This window comes from Amycolatopsis rubida, assembly GCF_900115345.1.
Lineage (GTDB): Bacteria > Actinomycetota > Actinomycetes > Mycobacteriales > Pseudonocardiaceae > Amycolatopsis > Amycolatopsis rubida.
On record NZ_FOWC01000001.1, the window covers coordinates 1,005,205 to 1,023,358 of the forward strand.

Consider the following 18,154-nt stretch of genomic DNA (forward strand, 5'->3'; position numbering starts at 1 on the left):
GTGTTGTTTAATGGGGGTCATGGCTGATGACGCGCGGGTCGGCATTCTCGGGTACGGGATCGGCGGCCGGGTTTTCCACGCGCCGCTGGTCGCGGCGACCCCCGGCCTGGTCCCGGCCGTGCTGGTGACCGCGAACCCGGACCGGGCCGCGCAGGCGCGCGCCGAGCATCCGGGTGCCGAAGTGGTCCCGGACGCGGACGCGCTTTTCGCCCGCGCGGGTGATCTCGACCTGATCGTGGTGACCACGCCGAACCGCACGCACGTGCCGCTCGCCCTCCGCGCGATCGACGCCGGGCTGCCGGTGGTCGTGGACAAGCCGTTCGCGCCGACCGCGGCCGATGCGCAGCAGGTCGTCGACGCGGCGAAAGCCAAGGGCGTCGGCCTCACGGTCTTTCAGAACCGCCGCTGGGACTCGGATTTCCGGACCGTCGGCAAGGTGCTCGAATCCGGTCGCCTCGGTACCGTCTTCCGCTTCGAATCCCGCTACGACCGCTGGGTGCCGAAGATCAAGGACAACTGGCGCGAGTTCGGCGACCCCGCCGAGGCGGGCGGCCTGCTCTACGACCTCGGCGCGCACATCGTCGACCAGGCGCTGCAACTGTTCGGGCCGGTTACCCAGATTTACGCGGAGGTCGACCGTCGCCGCCCCGGCGCGGCGGTGGACGACGACATGTTCGTGGCCCTGCACCACGCGAACGGTGTGCGGTCGCACCTGTGGTCGTCCGCGCTCGCCGGCACCCGCAATCCGCGGTTCCGCGTGCTCGGCGATCAGGCGACGTTCACGAAATACGGCCTCGACGTCCAGGAACCACAGATCAAAGCTGGTCTCCGCCCCGGCGACGACGGCTGGGGCGTGGAGCCGGAAAGCGACGCCGGCCTGCTCGGAGTGAATGACGACACCGAAGCGGTGCCGACCGAAACCGGTTGCTACGAAGCGTTTTACGCCCAGGTCCGGGACGCGCTGCGCGGCGAGGCGGACTTCCCGGTGGACCCGGCGAGCGCGGTCGAGACATTGCGCGTGATCGAAGCCGCGCACCGCTCGGGTGCCGAAGGCCGCGTGATCACGCTCGGCGGCTGAGGCCGCCCTCTGAACGGCCGTGGCCGCGACGGACTCCCCCCACCGTCGCGGCCACGGCCTTTTCGTCACTCCTGCGGCGGATCCTCGTCAGTCGGCGGGCCGCCAGTCGGCGGATTGTGCGAGGACGGCTTGCCCGAGGGCCAGTGCGGGAGCCCGCTCGGCCAGTGCGGCTGACTGGGTCCGCCGGTGATCGGCCCGCCGTGCTCGTTCCCGTCGCCGGGATCGTCCGGTTCGTTGCCGGTGGTCTGCTGCGGCGGATGCTCGTCGCCCGCGTTCTGGTCCCCCTGCGGCGGCGGGGCCTGCGCGCCGATCAACTGCACCTGGTCGAACTTCTCGGCGGGCTTGCCCTTCAGGTACCCGTCGAGGAACTTCTGCCACAACGGACCCGCGATCGTCGAACCGTAGATCGGCGACGTTCCCTTGCCGTGCAAGGCCTGGTCGCCGTCCGCGCCCACCCACGCGGCCACCGAGACCGACGGCGTGTAGCCGACCATCCAGGTCTGCGCGTTCGCGTTCGCCGCCCACGCCGGTTCGCCGGAGCGCTTCGTGTGCTGCTGGGTACCGGTCTTGCCGGCGCATTCGTGGCCGGACGGGCACTTCAGATGCGAGAAGTCGATCACCGGACCCAGTGCCATGGTCACGTTGCCGGCGATCTGCTTGGCCTTGTCCGCGCTGCTGTCGAACACCGGTTTCCCCGCGCTCGGCTGTGCCTCGTAGGCGACTTCCTTCTGCGCGTTGGTCACCTTCAGCACGAAATGCCGGTCGCGCTGGAGGCCGTTGGCGGCGAAGGTCGCGTACGCGCTGGCCATGTCCGCGGGCGTGATCCGGGTGTTTCCACCGCCGAGCGCGATGTTCGCGTCCGCGGTGGAGATCAGCGACTGGCCGCCGTCGTCCTTGGTCTTCACGCCCGCTTCCTGAGCGGCCTGCCCGACCGGGCCCGGGTGCGTGTCGTTCAGCACCATGTCGTAGAACACCGTGTTCGCCGACCGCTTCATCGCCTCGGCGACCGTGCACTGCCCGGCGCAGCTGGAGCTGGGACCCGCGTTGCGCACGACCCGGCCGTCGAAGACCCGGTTGTTGCTGCCGTCGAAGGTCGAGTTGATGCCCTTGCCCATCTTGAGGAACGCGGTGAGGTCGAACGCCTTCATCGACGAACCGGGGTTCTGCGGCGTGTTCGCCCAGTCTCGGGCGGCCTGCTTCTTCCCGTTCACCTCGACCAGCCCCGGCCCGCCGTAGTACGCGAGCACCCCGCCGGTCTTCGGGTCGACTGCCACCAGCGAATCGAGCAGCCGGTCGTCGGACTGGTCCTTCAGCACGTCGGTCGCCGCCTGGGCCGCGATGTCCTGGGCGTGCTTGTCGATGGTGGTCTGGACCGTGTAGCCGCCCGCGAAGTACTTGTCGTCGTCGATGCCGTGCTGCGCCAGCTCGGCCTTCACCTGGTCGCGAATGAACCGGTACGGGGCGTTCGAGTCGTCCTTCGATTCCTCCAGCGGGATCACGGCCGGGAACTGTGCCGACTGCCGCTGCTGCGCGGTGATGTACTTGTTTTCGAGCATCCGGTCGAGCGCGGTGTTCCAGCGGCCCTGCGCCACCTTCGGGTTCTCCGAACGGCCCGGCTGCTGGATCAGCCCGGCGAGCAGCGCCGCCTCGGAGTAGTCCAGCTTCGAAACGTCCTTGTGGAAGAAGGCCTGCGACGCCGCGCCGATGCCGTACGCCCCGCGCCCGAAGTAAATGATGTTCAGGTACGCGGTGATGATGTCCTGTTTCTCGTACGTCTGGTTCATCTTGAAGGACTTCGCCAGCTCGGTCCATTTACGGGTGAGCGTCGGGGCGTCGTTGTCGGTGGCCTTCTTGATGTACTGCTGCGAGATCGTGGACCCGCCGCCCGCCTTGCCGGTGAGCTGGTTGAACGCCGCGCGGAGCAGACCGGTGACGTCGAAGCCGGAGTTGGTCTCGAACGTCGAGTCCTCGGTCGCGATCACCGCGTGCTTCACCACGTCGGGGATCTGCTGCGGGGTGAGGATCTGCCGGTTGCCGCCGGAGGGCACATCCTTGCCCATCGGGCTGCCGTCGGCGTAGAGGTAGGTGACGGCCTGGTTCTGGCCCTGCGCGATGCTCTGCGGCGAGGGCACGTCGACCGTGAAGTAGGTGATCACGAACGCGATCGCCGGGATCACGATGAAGAGGCCGACGAACGCGTACGCACAGCGCCGGATGATCTTCCAGCGTCTCTTCTTGCGCTGCTCGGGCGTGCGGCCCTTCTTGTCCAGGTCTTCCGACGGGTACCCGTCGTCCGGATCGAGCGGTCCCTCGTCCCGGTAGCCAGCGTCCCGGTAGCCCGGATCGCGGTAATCATCCTCGATCATCCGGTGGGTCATCAGTTCCGGCTCGCGCTGCGGCGGCGGAACCGGGCGGCGGCCGGGAGGCGGCGGACGGCGGCCCGGCGGCGGAGAACCCGCCGGACCGGTCGGACCAGCGGCGGGACGCCGCGGACCGCGGGCCCACGGCGGCGGACCGGGCTGGGACGGAGGTGGTTGACGCCGCGGGTCGGGATCCCGGTCGGGCCAGGAGCGGCTGCGGTCGTCGTTCACTGCGGATCCTCTTCTCGGACACGGGCAGCCTGCGGACGCAGAAGGCCCTCTGATGACCAGACGCGGCAACCCCGGTCGAGGTTCACTCCGCTGGCCGATCCCCTTCGCGGGGGAGGAGACCGTCGGTGAACCTACCGCACCCCCAGCCGGGCGGTACCGGCGAAAAGAGGCTCCTCTCCGGGGTGGAGAGGAGCCTCTTTGCCGGGCCGGGCGCGGATCAGCCGCCGCGGCGGGGCGGTTCGCCGTTCACCACGGGACCGCCCCCGCTGCCGGGGTTGCCGCCTTCGGTGCCGCCGCCGAAGATGCCGCCCGGTTTGGTCGGGCTGGTCGTCGTCGAGGACGGCGGATGCGACGAACTGGTCGGCGGCTCCGACGACGAAGACGTCGTGGACGGCGGCGGCGCCTGCTCGCTGGACGTTTCGCGCGGCGGCGGGGGCGCCTTGCTCGAGGTGACGACCTCGTCCGCGTCCTTGCCGATCGGCTGCACCTTGTCGAACTTCTCGCCCGGCTTGTCCTTGAGGTAGTTCGTCGTGAAGTCCTGCCAGGTCGGGCCCGCGACGGTCTTCCCGTAGATCGGCTTGCCGTTCTTGTCGTGCAGCGGCTTGTTGCCGTCGCCGCCGATCCAGACCGCGGTCGACACCGAGGGCGTGTACCCGACCATCCAGGTCTGGGCGTTGCGGTCCTTGTACGAACTCGGGTCGCTGTCTCGCGGGTCGTACTGCTGGGTGCCGGTCTTGCCCGCGCAATCGTGGCCGCTCGGGCACTTCAGGTGCGACTCGGCGATGACCGGACCGAGCGCCTCGGTCACGTTGCCCGCGATCTGCTTGCTCTTGTCCGCGTTGTCGTCGAACGCGGGTTTGCCCTGTCCGTTGGTGTCGTCGAAGACGACCTCGTCCTGGGAGTTGGTGAGCTTCGCGACGAAGTGCTGGTCGCGCCGGACGCCGCCGGAGGCGAACGAGGCGTACCCGGCGGCCATGTCCTCCGGGGTGACCACGGTGGCGCCACCGCCGAGGGCGATGTTGGCGTCGCTCGTGCCGAGCTTGGCCTTGCCCTTCGGCGCGGACTGCACGCCCGCCTCCTTCGCGGCCTCCGCGACCCTGGCCGGTTTCGTCCAGTTCAGCACCATGTCGTAGAACACGGTGTTCGCCGAGACCTCCATGGCCTTCTTGACCGTGCACTGCGGACCGCAACTGGAGCTTTCGCCCGCGTTGCGGACCACCCGGCCACCGAGTTCCCGCCGGTCGGTGCCGTCGAAGGTTTCGCCGAGCCCCTTGCCCATCTTGAGCCAGGCGGTGAGGTCGTAGGCCTTCATCGACGAGCCCGGGTTCTGCGGCACATTCGCCCAGTCCGTGGCGAGCACGTCCTTGCCCTCGTCGTTCTTCATCGTGGTCGGCCCGCCGTAATAGGCGAGCACGCCCCCGGTTCTCGGGTCGACGGCGACCAGCGCTCCCCGGAGATTCTCGTCGGTCTGGCCCTTCATGTTGTCCTGGACGGACTGCACCGCGAGTTTCTGCGCGTTCGGGTCGATCGTGGTGTAGATCTTCGCGCCGGTGGAGTACAGCTTGTCCTCGTCGTAGCCCTTGTCCTTCAGCTCGTCGAGAATGCGCCTCTGGATGAAGTAGTCCAGCGTTCCGGCGTCCTGCTTCTGCTGCGAGTCGCGCGGGACCAGCGTGGGGAACTGCGCGGCCTTGCGGTCGGCGGGCGAGAGCCAGTGGTTGGCCACCATCTGGTCCATCACGTAGGTCCAGCGCTTCTTGACGTACGCGGTGTCCTGGTCCTTGCCCGGTCCCTGGATCATCCCGGCGAGCAGCGCCGCCTCGGACGCGTTGAGCTGCCCGACGTCCTTGCCGAAGTACGCCTTCGAGGCGGCGGCGATGCCGTTCGCGCGGCGGCCGAAGAAGACGATGTTCAGATAGCCGGTGATGATGTCCGATTTGGACGTCTCGTTGTTCAGCTTGAACGACTTCGCCAGCTCGGTCCACTTACGGGTCAGCGTCGGGGCGTCGTTCTTGGTCGCCTGCTTGATGTACTGCTGCGAAATGGTCGAACCGCCGCCGGTGCCGCCGGTCGCCTGGTTGAAGACCGACCGCAGGATCGCCATCACGTTGAAGCCGGAGTTCGTCTCGAACGTCGCGTCTTCGGCCGAGTACACCGCGTGTTTGACGACCTCGGGCACCTGGTTGGGCTGCAGCAGTTCCCGGTTGCCGCCCTGCGGGACCGAGCGGCCCATCACCGATTTGTCGCCGTAGTAGAAGGTGATCGGCTGGCTTTGCTGCGCGAGCACTTCCTGCGGCGAGGGCACGTCGACCGTGAAGTAGGTGATCACGAACGCGATCGCGGGCACCACGACGAACAGCCCGAACATCGCGTACAGCACCCGCCGGACGATCTTCCACCGGCGTTTGCGGCGCTGCTTCGGCGTGAGGTCGGCCTTGCTCTTCTTGCCGTCCTGGTCGCCTTCCGGGTCGTCCTCGAAGTCCTCGTCGTCGGAGTACTGGGCGAGGCGGGTTTCCTCGTCGTAGGGGTCGTAGCCGTCGTCGTACCGGTCGTCGTAGGGGGCGTAGCCGTTGTGCGCGGCGTGCGTGATCAGGTCCGGTTCGCGCTCTGCCTCCGGATAGGACGGCGGAGGCGGCGGCGGGACCCGGCGGCCCTGGGGCGGCCGTCCGCCGGGCGGCGGCTGCCGGAAGCCCTGGGTGGCGTTCCCGTTAGGACCGCCGTTGGGACCGGGACGTCCGCCCGGCGGCTGGCGGCGCGGCGGCGGCGCGCCCTGTCCGTCGAGGATCTGCGACGCACGGGTGCCCGAACCGCGGTCCTGCGGGCCGGGGCCCTGGGGAGCGCGGCCTTGCGGAGCGCGGTTCTGCGGCATCCGCTGCGGACGGCGCGGCTCGTCGGCGGGCCACTGCGGACCGCCTTCGTCGCCGCTCGGCCATTCGGGGCCGGCTTGCGGGGCGCGTGGCGGGCGCGGGCCGCCCGCGGGAGGACGGCGGGGCGGTGCGGGGCGCCGGGGGGCGTCATCGGATGGCCAGGCGGGACCGGGGTCCTCCTGCGGTCGCCGGGCACGGCGAGGTGCATCTGGCTCCTGGCTCGGCCAGGAGCGGTTGCGGTCGTCGTTCACGAATGGGCCTCCGAGGGCTGCACTGTCTGCACTGGTGCCGCCCCGCGTTCTGCAGCGGTTGTGGTACTCGTCACTGCCCGGCAGTCCTTCGCGGCCGGGTCGGCTGGGGCTCTCCCGTGCCGAGGACATAGGACAGGACCAGATGGTTCCAATGGCACGTCCGGCACACCTCTACGTCATAGACGGTGAACTCCCCGAAAATCCCCGACATCCGGGTCAGTTCGGCGGGGGTGCGGGCCGATCCCGAGACGTGCTTCAGCTCGTCGCCGTAGACCCAGGAGACGAGGTGCAGCGGAGCCCGGCGGCACATCGGACAGGCCCGGTCCTCGGGTCTGCCGTGGAATTTCGCCGCGCGGAGCAGGTACGGGCTCGCGTCGCAGACCTCGTGGTCTCCGACGCGTCCGGAGCGGACGCCGGCCAGCAGCGCACGGCGCTGCAAGGCGTAATCCACAACCTGCCGCTGGTTTCGCACGAGGACAGAGTACGGGCTCTTTCTGTGTCCGCGGTGCCCCCTGCTTCCCCGTACCCAGGGCGACCGTTCGGACACGCCGAAAGTTAGCTAACGCTCTGATCACGGATCAGAGGGGGCGGCTGCTGGTCGCGGGTTACTTCCGCCACTTCGATGTATCGGCGCGATATACTCGGCGAGTAGGTTGGCTGAGCCGGTCCCGGGTGATCAACGAGGCTGGCCGCGGCGTATTCCCGGAATGGGGTGTGGTGTGCTCGAACTCGCGATCCTCGGATTGCTGCACGAGGCGCCCATGCACGGGTACGTGCTGCGCAAACGTTTGCACGAGACGCTCGGGATGTTCCGGACGTTCTCGTACGGCTCGTTGTATCCGACCTTGCGCCGGCTGCTGCGGGCCGGCTACCTCGTCGAGGAGTTCGACGAGGCGGACGACCGGGCGTGGTCCCGGCGCGGCCGCCGCGTCTACAAGCTCACCGCCGAGGGCAAGGAACGCTTCGCCGAACTGCTCGGCGACGCGGGACCGCAGACGTGGGACGACGAGGGATTCGGCGTCCACCTGGCGTTCTTCTCGCGGACACCGGCCGACGTCAGGATGCGAATCCTGGAAGGCCGCCGCCGCCGCGTCGAGGAGCGGCGCGAAGGTTTGCGGGACGCGCTGGCCAGGGCCGAGGAGAAGATCGACCGCTACACCCGCGAGCTGCACCGGCTGGGGCTGGAGTCGAGCGAGCGGGAGGTGCGCTGGCTCAACGAGCTGATCGCGCACGAACAAGCCGAGCAGCGCGGCCCGCAGCAGCCGGGACGCGGTTGATCGGCGGCCGCAACGGGGCGGCAGACCTGCAGATGCAAGTGAATGAGATTGAAGGAGAAACCGGCATGGGCGAGAACCGCCGCGTTCGGGTGGCCATCGTGGGCGTCGGCAACTGCGCCTCGTCGCTGGTCCAGGGTGTGCAGTACTACCGTGACGCGGATCCCGGTACGCGCGTCCCCGGTTTGATGCACGTCCAGTTCGGCGACTACCACGTGCGCGACATCGAGTTCGTCGCCGCGTTCGACGTCGACGCGAAGAAGGTCGGCCGGGACCTCTCGGAGGCGATCTCCGCCAGCGAGAACAACACGATCAAGATCGCCGACGTGCCGCCGCTCGGCGTCACCGTCCAGCGCGGGCACACCTACGACGGCCTCGGCCGCTTCTACCGCGAGACCATCGAGGAGTCCGACGAGGCTCCAGTCGACCTGGTCGGCGCGCTGCGCGACGCGCAGGTCGACGTGCTCGTGTCCTACCTTCCCGTCGGGTCCGAAGAAGCCGACAAGTTCTACGCCCAAGCCGCGATCGACGCGAATGTCGCGTTCGTCAACGCGCTGCCGGTGTTCATCGCCTCCGACCCGGAGTGGGCGAAGAAGTTCGAGGACGCGGGCGTCCCGATCGTCGGCGACGACATCAAGTCCCAGGTCGGCGCCACCATCACGCACCGCGTGCTGGCGAAGCTGTTCGAGGACCGCGGCGTGCAGCTCGACCGCACGATGCAGCTCAACGTGGGCGGGAACATGGACTTCCTGAACATGAAGGAGCTGGAGCGGCTCGAGTCGAAGAAGATCTCGAAGACCCAGTCGGTCACCTCGCAGGTGGACCGCGAGCTCGGCAAGGGCAATGTCCACATCGGACCGTCGGACTACGTGCAGTGGCTCGACGACCGCAAGTGGGCCTACGTCCGCCTTGAGGGCCGCGCGTTCGGCGACGTGCCGCTGAACCTGGAGTACAAGCTCGAGGTGTGGGACTCCCCCAACTCGGCGGGCATCATCATCGACGCGGTGCGCGCGGCGAAGATCGCCAAGGACCGCGGCATCGGCGGCCCGATCCTGTCCGCTTCGTCCTACTTCATGAAGTCGCCGCCGGAGCAGTACGACGACTCGACCGCGCGCGACTCGGTCGACGCCTTCATCCGCGGCGAACTGGAGCGCTGAGCCCAGCTCCACTGTCCGTGCGGGGAATCCTGGGGGACGCCGAGTCCCTCAGGATTCCCCGCACGGCTGTTCAGGGCAGGTCGGCGGAGACCAGTTCGGTTTTCGTCATCAGGTCGCCGAACGGGTCGGACAGCTGTTTGCCGTACCGGGCGGCGAGTTCGCCCGAGCGGTTCACCGTTGTCTTCCAGCCCTGTCCGGCCAGCCAGTCGACCGGGTTTCGGCGCGGCTCGGTCGAGACCAGGTCGTTCATGTCCAGGCCGAACCGCTGTTCGGCGTCCGCGGCCTGAAGAGCGTCGCGCAATTCGGCTCCGCCGAGATCGGGCATGTGCTCGATCCTGATCCGGCTGCCCGCTACGCAACGGGCGTGCACGAGGTCGAACAGCAGTTCCTCCGCCCGCGCGGGCAGATACGGCAGCAGCCCTTCGGCGATCCACACTGACGGCCGCGTGCGGTCGAACCCGGCGTTTTCCAAGGCGGCTGGCCAGTCCTCGCGCAGGTCGGCTCCGATCGGATGACGGCGGCAGCGCGGGGCCGCGCCGAGTCCCTCCAGGACGTCCTGTTTGAACTCGAGCACTCGCGGCTGGTCCACTTCGAAGACGTCGCGGCCGGAGAGGTCCAGCCGGAAGGCGCGTGCGTCGAGCCCGGCCGCGAGGATCACGACCTGCGGCGCGTCCGTGCCGGTGACCACCTCGTCGAAGAACCGGGACCGCACCGCGAGGTACTCGGCCATGGCCGTCCAGAGCGGGTCGTCGACCGGTTCGACCGGCATCGGCCGGGGCGGATTCGCGGCGCGGACGAACTCCGCGGCGAACCGGTCTTCGATGAGCGGATCCGGGGACACGGTCGCGATCGCCCGGCCCGCCGCCACCCCGAGCGCGGTCAGTCCGACGCTGCTGACGATGTCCCAATCCTGTTCCGGTGCAGCCATTTCCACCCCTTGCGCCGATATCGTTGGCAAGCGTTCAGGATGGCACTGTGCGACCGCACGGATACCGGCTGCGACCGATTTGGGGTTATTTGCCGCTGTGGGCTGCGTCACTCACTGAGTGCGGCGGGCAATGCGGCCAGATTCGGCAGCACGGTGGCGTCCCGCAGCACCGCCGGGTCCGGCGGGAAGTGCGGGTTCGGCACCGCGAACACCGTCATATCCGCCGCGAACGCCGCGCGCAGGCCGTTGGTCGAGTCTTCCACCGCGGCGCAGCGGGACGCTTCGACGTTCAGCAGCATCGCCGCGCGCAAGTAGACGTCCGGCGCCGGCTTGCCCGCTGCCACCTCCTCGCTCGACACCGCGACCGGGACCAGCGACGTCAGGTCGCACGCGGTCAGGAACGAGTGGATCAGCACCGGCGGCGACGAACTGGCGATCGCGACCGGCCAGTGCCGGGAGATCTCGCGGACGACCTGGTCCGCGCCGTCGATCACCGGCGGACGGTCGGCGTAGCGGGCGGCCATCTCGCCGACCACTTTGCTCGCGATCTCGTCCGGGGTGAGCCGTGCGCCCAGGGTTTCCACCAGGTAGTTCGCCCATTCCGGCGTGCTCATCCCCTGCTGGGCGCGGGTCGCCTCGGGCCGCCAGGCCCCGCCGTGCTCGGCGACCACGGCGCGGCGCACCTCGTCCCACGTCGTCTCGGAATCCACCAGTACGCCGTCGAGGTCGAAGATCACCGCATCCACTGGTCCAGCCTAGGGGTCTTGGACTGGACCACCTTGTGAGCCGAATTACTTCGCCACCCTAACTAATTTTTGTTAGCCTAGCTAAGTGACTTCCTCGAAGGGCGATCTGGCGCATCGGCTGCGGCCGGTGGTGTTCCGGCTGTACTACCTGGTGCGCCGCGAAACCGCGCAGCTGCTGACCCTGACTCAGGGGTCGGTGCTGTCGGAGCTGGTCGGCCGGGGCCCGAGCCGGATGAACCGGCTTTCCCGTCTTGAGCGCGTGCGGATGCCGTCGATGACCGACGTCGTGCGCAGGCTCGAACGGCTCGGCATGGTGACCCGCCGTCCCGACCCCGACGACGGGCGCGCCGTGCTCGTGGAAGCCACGCCGGAAGGCGAGCGGTTCTACGCCGAGATGATCGCGGGCCGGGAGGCGGAGCTGCGGGCGCGGCTCGACCGTCTCGACCCGGACGAGCGCGCCGCCATCGACGCCGCGCTTCCCGCGCTCACCAAGCTGATCGCCGACTTCCACCGTGACGACCCCGCCGCGGAACTCGCTGTTATGTCCGAAGGAGGAACTGATCCGCGATGAGCGCTGAGCACCACTCGAGCCTGCTGGACGCGGTCAAGGGCCAGCCCAAACAGGTGTGGATCACCGCGTTCGCCGCGGTCATCGCGTTCATGGGCATCGGTCTCGTCGACCCGATCCTGCTGTCCATCGCCAAGGGGCTGAACGCTTCGCCGTCGCAGGTCACACTGCTGTTCACGTCGTATCTCGGCGTGCAGGTGATCGCGATGCTCTTCACCGGCGCGATGTCCGCCCGGTTCGGGGCCAAGCGGACCGTGCTGGTCGGGCTGACCCTGATCGTTGCCGCGACCGCGCTGTGCGCCGCGGCGGGTTCGATCGAACAGCTCGTCGGCCTGCGTGCGGTGTGGGGGCTGGGCAACGCTTTCTTCATCGCCACCGCGCTGTCGGTGATCGTCGGCGCGGCGACCGGCGGCCAATCCGGTGCGATCCTGCTTTACGAGGCCGCGCTCGGCGTGGGACTCGCCGTCGGGCCGCTGCTCGGCGCGCTGCTGGGCACGATCTCGTGGCGCGGTCCGTTCCTCGGCACCGCCGTGCTGATGGTCGCCGCGCTGGTGTTGTGCTCGATCTTCCTGAAGAGCGACTCGGCCGAGAAACGCGAACCGATCAAGCTGCTCGACCCGATCCGCGCGCTCAAGCACCCCGGTCTGCTCCGGACGTCGATCGCCTCGGCGCTCTACACCGCCGCTTTCTTCGCCGTGCTCGCCTGGTCCCCGTTCGTGCTCGGCTGGAACGCCATCGCGGTCGGCCTGATCTTCTGCGGCTGGGGCCTGTGCGTGGCGATCGCCGGCGTGGTCCTCGCGCCGAAGATGGCCGCCCGTTTCGGCGAACGGCACGCGGCCGCGCTGGCGGTGACCGGTTACACAGTGCTGATGCTGGTGCTCGCCATTCCGAGCAAGCCGGTGGTGGTCGTCGGGATCATCGTGTCCGGGCTGGTTTCCGGGCTGCTGAACACGCTCTTCACCGGGACCGCGATGTCGATCAGCGACGCGCCGCGGCCGGTCGCGAGCGCCGGGTACAACTTCTGCCGCTGGTTCGGCGGCGCGGTCGCGGCCACGCTCGTCGGCCACATCGCCGAGTGGATGGGCTGGGAGCAGGGCCCGTTCCTGGTCGCCGCCGTGCTCTGCGTGATCGCCGCTGTGCTGCTGTCGCAGCGCGAGAAGAAGGCCGACCCGCACACTGTGCCGAAGGAGGCCGCGCTCGTCGGCGACGAGGAGTTCTGAGCTGGCCGACCACATTCGGCGATCGCCCCCGGACTGTCTGTTCGGGGGCGATCGCCGTCTTTGCGTGAATACATTCGCCGTTAACCTTTTGGTCTGATTAAGGGGGTTTTCGCCGCATACGGTCGCCGGGTTCCCACCGAGAAGCGACCCTGGAGGCCCCGTGTCCCTGGAGCCCGGACGACTGCTGCCCTTGTTCACCGCGCATTCCGGCGGCCGGTCACCGATCACCTGCGAATACCGCTGTGGCAACGCGTGCGCGCACGAGGCCCCGAACCCGACCGGCAACGAATACTTCGGCGACATCGCCAAGGGCGTCTCGCGGCGCGGCGTGTTCAAGGCGGGTGCGGTGATGGCGGCAGCCGCGGGCGGGTTCGCCGCGCTGTCCGGCACCGCTGCCGCGGCTCCCCCGGCTCCCCCGGCCCCGCTGGCGAAAGGCCGCGCCGTGCCCGGCACCGACTTCACCCCGGTGCCGCCGAACAAACTCGACGCCGTCAGCATCCCCGACGGGTACGCCCAGCACGTGGTGATCCGCTGGGGCGACCCGGTCGTCCCCGGCGCGCCGAAGTTCGATTTCCGCAGGCAGACCGCGGCCGCGCAGGCCAAGCAGTTCGGCTACAACAACGACTTCGTCGGCCTGATCCCGCAGGACCCGCTGGGCGTGGGCAATCTGCTGGTGGTCAACCACGAGTACACCACCGAGGTGCACCTGTTCCCGGCCGACCAGTACGACCCGGCCAATCCCACCGAGGAGCAGGTGAAGATCGCCTGGGCGGCGCACGGACTGTCGGTGCTGCAGACGCTGCGCGACCCGATCGGCGGCGCGCTGCGCACTGTTCCGAGTCCGCTGAACCGGCGGATCACGCTCGACACGATCTTCGAGGTGCGCGGTCCGGCGGCCGGTTCGAAGTACCTCAAGACGTCGGCCGATCCGTCCGGCAAGCGCGTGCGCGGCACGCAGAACAACTGCTCCGGCGGCGTCACGCCGTGGGGCACCGTGCTGTCCGGCGAGGAGAACTTCCACCAGTACTTCGCCCACGCGGACAAGGTTTCCGACCCGACCGAAGCCGCGCGGCTCAAGCGGTACGCGATCGGCACCGGCGAGAGCACGCGCAAGTGGGAGCGGTTCGACCGGCGCTGGGACGCCTCCCGCGAGCCCAACGAACCCAACCGGTTCGGCTGGGTCGTGGAAATCGATCCGAACGACCCGCATTCGACGCCGGTCAAGCACACCGCGCTCGGCCGGTTCAAGCACGAGGCGGCGAACGTCAAGATCACCGCGGACGGCCGGGTCGCGGTGTACTCCGGCGACGACGAGCGGTTCGAGTACATCTACAAATTCGTCTCGAAGGGCAAGTACAAGAAGGGGCATTCCGCGCTCGCCCGGCGGCACAACTCGGCGCTGCTGGACGAGGGGACCCTGTACGTCGCCAAGTTCTCCGGCAACAGCCACGGCGAGATCGACGGCTCCGGCAAGCTGCCCGCAGACGGCGAGTTCGACGGCACCGGCGAGTGGATTCCCCTTGCCAGCGGAGATAAGTCCTTTGTGGATGGATTCACCGCGGAGGAGGTCTACGTGTTCACCCGCCACGCCGCCGACCGCGCCGGGGCGACCAAAATGGACCGTCCGGAGGACATCGAGCCGAACCCGGTCAACGGCCGGATCTACGCCGCGCTCACCAACAACTCCGACCGCGGCGCGGCGGGCAAGGCGGGCCCGGACGAGGCGAACCCGCGCACCCGCAACAAAAACGGGCACATTCTCGAATGGGACGAGGACCGCGGCGACAGCGCGTCGACCCGGTTCTCCTGGCGGCTGCTGCTCGTCTGCGGCGACCCGGCCACCGCCGACACCTACTTCGGCGGTTTCCCGAAGGACCAGGTCAGCCCGATCTCGTGCCCGGACAACGTAGCCTTCGACCCGCACGGCAACCTGTGGATCTCGACCGACGGCAACACCCTCGGCGCGAACGACGGCCTCTTCTCGGTCCCGGTGAGCGGACCGGAGCGCGGGCACGTGAAGCAGTTCCTGTCCGTGCCGGTCGGCGCCGAGACGTGCGGTCCGGTCGTCACCGAAAACCTGGTGCTCGTCGCGGTGCAGCATCCCGGCGAGGACGCGGCCAGTTCGGCAAACCCGACCTCGCACTGGCCGGACGGCGGTGCCTCGCAGCCGCGGCCCGCGATCGTGTCGGTGTGGAAGAGGGGTGCCTTCGGGCTGCCCGGCCGGATCGGGCACCGGTAACACTTTGGGGTGTTTCTCACCGACGATCGGGCCTCCTGGGTCTAGCTTCACCGCGTGAAGCGGGCAAGGAGAGTCGCGATCGGACGTACGGCGGGCGCGGCGGCGGGCACTGCGATGCTGGTCGGCGCGCTCGCCGTCGTCACTCCCGGATCAGCTCCCGCCGAGGGAGTCCCGGATTGCGGCGGCATCGCGGCCAACCCGAGCGTGGAGGATGCCGGTTCGCCCGGCGGGCCGCCGAGCGGGTACCTGTTCAGCCCTGCCGCGCCGGTTCCGCGCGGCACCCCGCCGGACCGGATGCCGAAGCTCGTCACCAGCACTGCGCATGCGGTCGACGGGCAGGTCAACGCCCAGATCCAGACGCCGGACGGCCGGGTCAGCTCGGCCGCCCAGCAGGTGAAAGCGGTGCCCGGCGGGCAATACTCGCTGTCGGTGTGGGCGGGTAGGGCGCAGTCCGGCCTCGGTTCGCACGCGAGCGCGACCACCGGGCTGCGCTTCGCCGACCGCGCCGGCCGCGTGCTGGCGGAGAAACCGCTCGCGGTGACGCACGACGTCGCGTCCGACGGCAAGCTCGCGCAGCAGGAACTGCCGCCGTTCACCGCGCCGGACGACACCTCGGCGGTTTCGTTTTTCGCCAGCACCAACCACAACTGGGTGCTGTGGGACTGCGTGCACGTGGTTCTCGCCGCGTTCGCGGTGAAGATGGAGGTGCGGAATCCGGCGGACGGAACGTGGGGCTCCTCGGCTGCCATCCCGGCCGGCGATACCGCGCACTTCCGCGTCTCGGTCTCCAACACCGGCTCCCAGCCGCTCACCGGACTGCTCGTGAAAGACCCGTGGTGCTCCGGGCTTCCCGGAGCCTTCGACCTCGCCGCCAACGCGTCGCGAGGACTCACCTGCGATCATCAGAACCTCACCGAGGACGACAACGGGCACGTCAACACCGCGAAGGTCACCGGCACCGGTCCGGGCGGCCCGCTCGCCGAGCAGAAGGCGAGCGCGACGGTCACCGTCACGCCGCAGCCCGCGGTCGGCAAGATCGGCGATCGCGCGTGGAAAGACCTGAACCGCAACGGCACGCAGGACGACGACGAACCCGGCTTCCCGGAGCTGCCGGTCACGCTCAAGGACGGCGCGGGCGGCACCGTCGCCACCGCGCGCACGAACGCCGACGGCAGCTACCTGTTCGACCAGCGCAAGGACGGCACCTACCAGGTGTGCTTCGACATCTCCAAGCTGCCGGACGGCCTCACCGTCACCGAGCGCGGCGCGGGTGCCCCGGGTCTGGACTCGGCGGTCGACCCGGCGACCGGCTGCACCTCGCCGTTCACCCTCGGCGGCAAGGAGCGCGAGCGGATGGACCTGGACATCGGCCTCGCCCCGCCGGCGCCGGCCGTCCCGCCCGCGCCGAGCGGACCGCCGATGCCGGCCGCCTCCGCCTCGTCCGACCGCTGACATTGCGGCGACCGCTCGGCGTCGCTGCCCGGCGAATGCGAGACTGTGGCTGCACACCACGTCTCGGGGAGGTCTGGACCAATCATGACAGCGGCCGCCGGCCTGCCCGCCGACCCGCTCCCGTGGTACCGCCGCCCGATGGCCTGGACGTGGGCCGCCACCGGGGCGGTCCTCGTGCTGTACACGGTGCTTGCCTGGCAGCGCCGGTGGATGAGCGACGACGGATTGCTCGTGCTCCGCACCGTCCGGCAGATCCTCGCCGGGAACGGTCCGGTGTTCAACGTCGGCGAACGCGTCGAAGCGAGCACGAGTCCGTTGTGGACCTGGCTGCTCGCCGGATTCGGCACGATTCCCGGACCGCCGCTCGAATGGATCGCGGTGATCGCCGGCCTGCTGTGTGCCGTCGGCGGCCTGTTCTTCGGCCTGGACGGCGCCCGTCGGCTCTACGCCGGACCAGTGGCTCCCGCCGGTGCGCTGATCGTGTGCGCGCTCCCGCCGTTCCGCGACTTCGCGACTTCCGGGCTGGAAACCGGCCTGGTGCTGTTGTGGCTCGGACTGAGCTGGTGGCTTCTGGTGCGCGGCACAACGCCGGTCGTCACCGCGATCGTGCTCGGGCTGGGCCCGCTCGTCCGGCCGGACCTGGCGTTGTTCAGCGTGGTCGGCTTCATCGCCCTAGTGCTCCTGCTTCGCCCGCGATGGCCTGCCGCACTTGGCTGGCTCGGTGCGGGAGTCGCGATTCCGGTGGCATATCAGGTGTTTCGGATGGGCTACTACGGTTTGCTCACGCCGAACACCGCGCTCGCCAAGGAGGCGGCCAACAGCGACTGGCCGCGCGGCTTCGCGTACCTGGCCGATCTGGTCAGCCCGTACGTGCTGTGGATTCCGTTGCTGCTGCTCGTGATTGCCGCCGCGCTAGTGCGCCAGTCGCGCATCCTGCTGCTGGCTTCGTTGGTGAGCGCACTCTTGCTCGCGCTGTACGTCGTGCGCGTCGGTGGCGATTTCATGCACGGCCGGATGTTGCTGCCCGCGTTGTTCGTGCTGTTGCTTCCCGTCATGGCGATCCCGCTGACCCGAAAGACAGTCGCGCTCGCCGCCGGAGTCGCCGCGTGGTCCGCAGTCGCGGGCGGCTGGCTGCGCGTGCCGTACGAGGGCGCCCATCTCGCGGTGAGCGTCACTGACGAACGCGGCTACTGGTCCTGGGCGACCGGTCACGAGCACCCGGTGCTGGCGACGGATTTCCTCGGTCAGGACGTCATCCGCGACGCCGTCGACGCGGTGCGGGAAACGAAGCAGCCGGCTGTGCTCGTCTACAGCTACGGCGACGTGAAGCAGTGGTTCCGCTTCCCGACCGACCGGCCGTACGTGATCATGGCGGCCGACAGCATGGGCGCGATCAGCAACATCGTGTCCCTGGACGTCCGCATCCACGACGGCTACGGCCTGGCAAGCGACCTGGCCGCACACTCGTCGGCCATCGCGGGCGGCCGTCCCGGACACTCGAAGTGGCTGGTCGCGGCGTGGGAGATCGCCGATGCCGGACGCGGGGACCTGGCCACCGACGGCGAGATCCGGATGTTCCAGCCCTCCGAGATCGACGCCGCTCGCCAGGCGCTGCGCTGCCCGGACGTGCGGGAGGTGCTCGCCTCCACGCGTGAACCGCTCACCTGGAGTCGGTTTATCGACAATTTCACCGGCGCGCTGCATCGGACGGAAATCCGCTACCCGCGCGACCCGGCGGCCGCGGCTTACTGCGGGAAGGGACCTCCCCGGGCTGGCGGCTGAGCTG

Annotated in this window: 13 protein-coding genes; 8 read left to right on the top strand and 5 right to left on the bottom strand. The window is 69.3% G+C overall.

What is annotated here, in order from left to right; genetic code table 11:
* Positions 1-19 precede the first annotated feature (19 nt).
* Positions 20-1,078: a Gfo/Idh/MocA family oxidoreductase gene (locus tag BM362_RS04960; RefSeq protein WP_093572318.1), complete on the top strand. Its 1,059-nt coding sequence runs from the start codon at positions 20-22 to the stop codon at positions 1,076-1,078.
* Positions 1,079-1,143: 65 nt separating this feature from the next.
* Here BM362_RS04960 and BM362_RS04965 read toward each other — a convergent pair whose 3' ends face one another.
* The 3 genes from BM362_RS04965 to BM362_RS04975 all read right to left on the bottom strand — a co-directional run bounded on the left by BM362_RS04965 (position 1,144) and on the right by BM362_RS04975 (position 7,256).
* Entirely contained in the window at positions 1,144-3,444 is a 2,301-nt protein-coding gene (locus BM362_RS04965; RefSeq protein ID WP_067578707.1) for a transglycosylase domain-containing protein, read from the bottom strand.
* 442 nt (positions 3,445-3,886) lie between these two features.
* Complete coding sequence (locus BM362_RS04970; RefSeq protein ID WP_093572319.1) at positions 3,887-6,535, bottom strand: transglycosylase domain-containing protein; 2,649 nt, start codon at positions 6,533-6,535, stop codon at positions 3,887-3,889.
* A 319-nt stretch (positions 6,536-6,854) separates the two neighbouring features.
* A complete protein-coding gene (locus tag BM362_RS04975; protein ID WP_037809062.1) occupies positions 6,855-7,256 on the bottom strand; it encodes a DUF5318 domain-containing protein in 402 nt (133 codons plus the stop codon).
* Positions 7,257-7,503: 247 nt separating this feature from the next.
* Between BM362_RS04975 and BM362_RS04980 the strand changes: the two genes are divergently transcribed.
* Both BM362_RS04980 and BM362_RS04985 read left to right on the top strand, forming a co-directional pair.
* The gene (locus BM362_RS04980) at positions 7,504-8,061 is read left to right on the top strand and encodes a PadR family transcriptional regulator (protein ID WP_067578215.1); all 558 of its coding nucleotides are present in this window, start codon (positions 7,504-7,506) and stop codon (positions 8,059-8,061) included.
* 65 nt (positions 8,062-8,126) lie between these two features.
* Complete coding sequence (locus BM362_RS04985) at positions 8,127-9,215, top strand: inositol-3-phosphate synthase (RefSeq protein WP_067578213.1); 1,089 nt, start codon at positions 8,127-8,129, stop codon at positions 9,213-9,215.
* Positions 9,216-9,285: 70 nt separating this feature from the next.
* On the opposite strand, the gene BM362_RS04990 is transcribed toward BM362_RS04985, so the two are convergent.
* Complete coding sequence (locus BM362_RS04990) at positions 9,286-10,143, bottom strand: SAM-dependent methyltransferase (RefSeq protein ID WP_093572320.1); 858 nt, start codon at positions 10,141-10,143, stop codon at positions 9,286-9,288.
* A gap of 107 nt (positions 10,144-10,250) precedes the next feature.
* Positions 10,251-10,889 (bottom strand): HAD family hydrolase, encoded by a 639-nt coding sequence (locus BM362_RS04995; protein ID WP_093572321.1) that lies wholly within the window; start codon positions 10,887-10,889, stop codon positions 10,251-10,253.
* An 85-nt stretch (positions 10,890-10,974) separates the two neighbouring features.
* Between BM362_RS04995 and BM362_RS05000 the strand changes: the two genes are divergently transcribed.
* The 5 genes from BM362_RS05000 (at position 10,975) to BM362_RS05020 (ending at position 18,150) form a co-directional block, all read left to right on the top strand.
* On the top strand, positions 10,975-11,460 hold the full coding sequence (locus BM362_RS05000; protein WP_067578209.1) for a MarR family winged helix-turn-helix transcriptional regulator: 486 nt from the start codon (positions 10,975-10,977) through the stop codon (positions 11,458-11,460).
* Positions 11,457-12,677, top strand: coding sequence for an MFS transporter (locus BM362_RS05005; RefSeq protein ID WP_093572322.1), 1,221 nt, complete (start codon positions 11,457-11,459; stop codon positions 12,675-12,677). Before BM362_RS05000 ends, BM362_RS05005 begins: the two co-directional genes overlap by 4 nt.
* A 160-nt stretch (positions 12,678-12,837) precedes the next feature.
* Positions 12,838-14,916: a PhoX family protein gene (locus tag BM362_RS05010; RefSeq protein ID WP_167545207.1), complete on the top strand. Its 2,079-nt coding sequence runs from the start codon at positions 12,838-12,840 to the stop codon at positions 14,914-14,916.
* Between the two features lie 54 nt (positions 14,917-14,970).
* Positions 14,971-16,368 (top strand): DUF7850 domain-containing protein, encoded by a 1,398-nt coding sequence (locus tag BM362_RS05015; RefSeq protein WP_093572323.1) that lies wholly within the window; start codon positions 14,971-14,973, stop codon positions 16,366-16,368.
* An 84-nt stretch (positions 16,369-16,452) separates the two neighbouring features.
* Entirely contained in the window at positions 16,453-18,150 is a 1,698-nt protein-coding gene (locus BM362_RS05020) for an arabinofuranosyltransferase AftB family protein (protein WP_093572324.1), read from the top strand.
* Positions 18,151-18,154 lie beyond the last annotated feature (4 nt).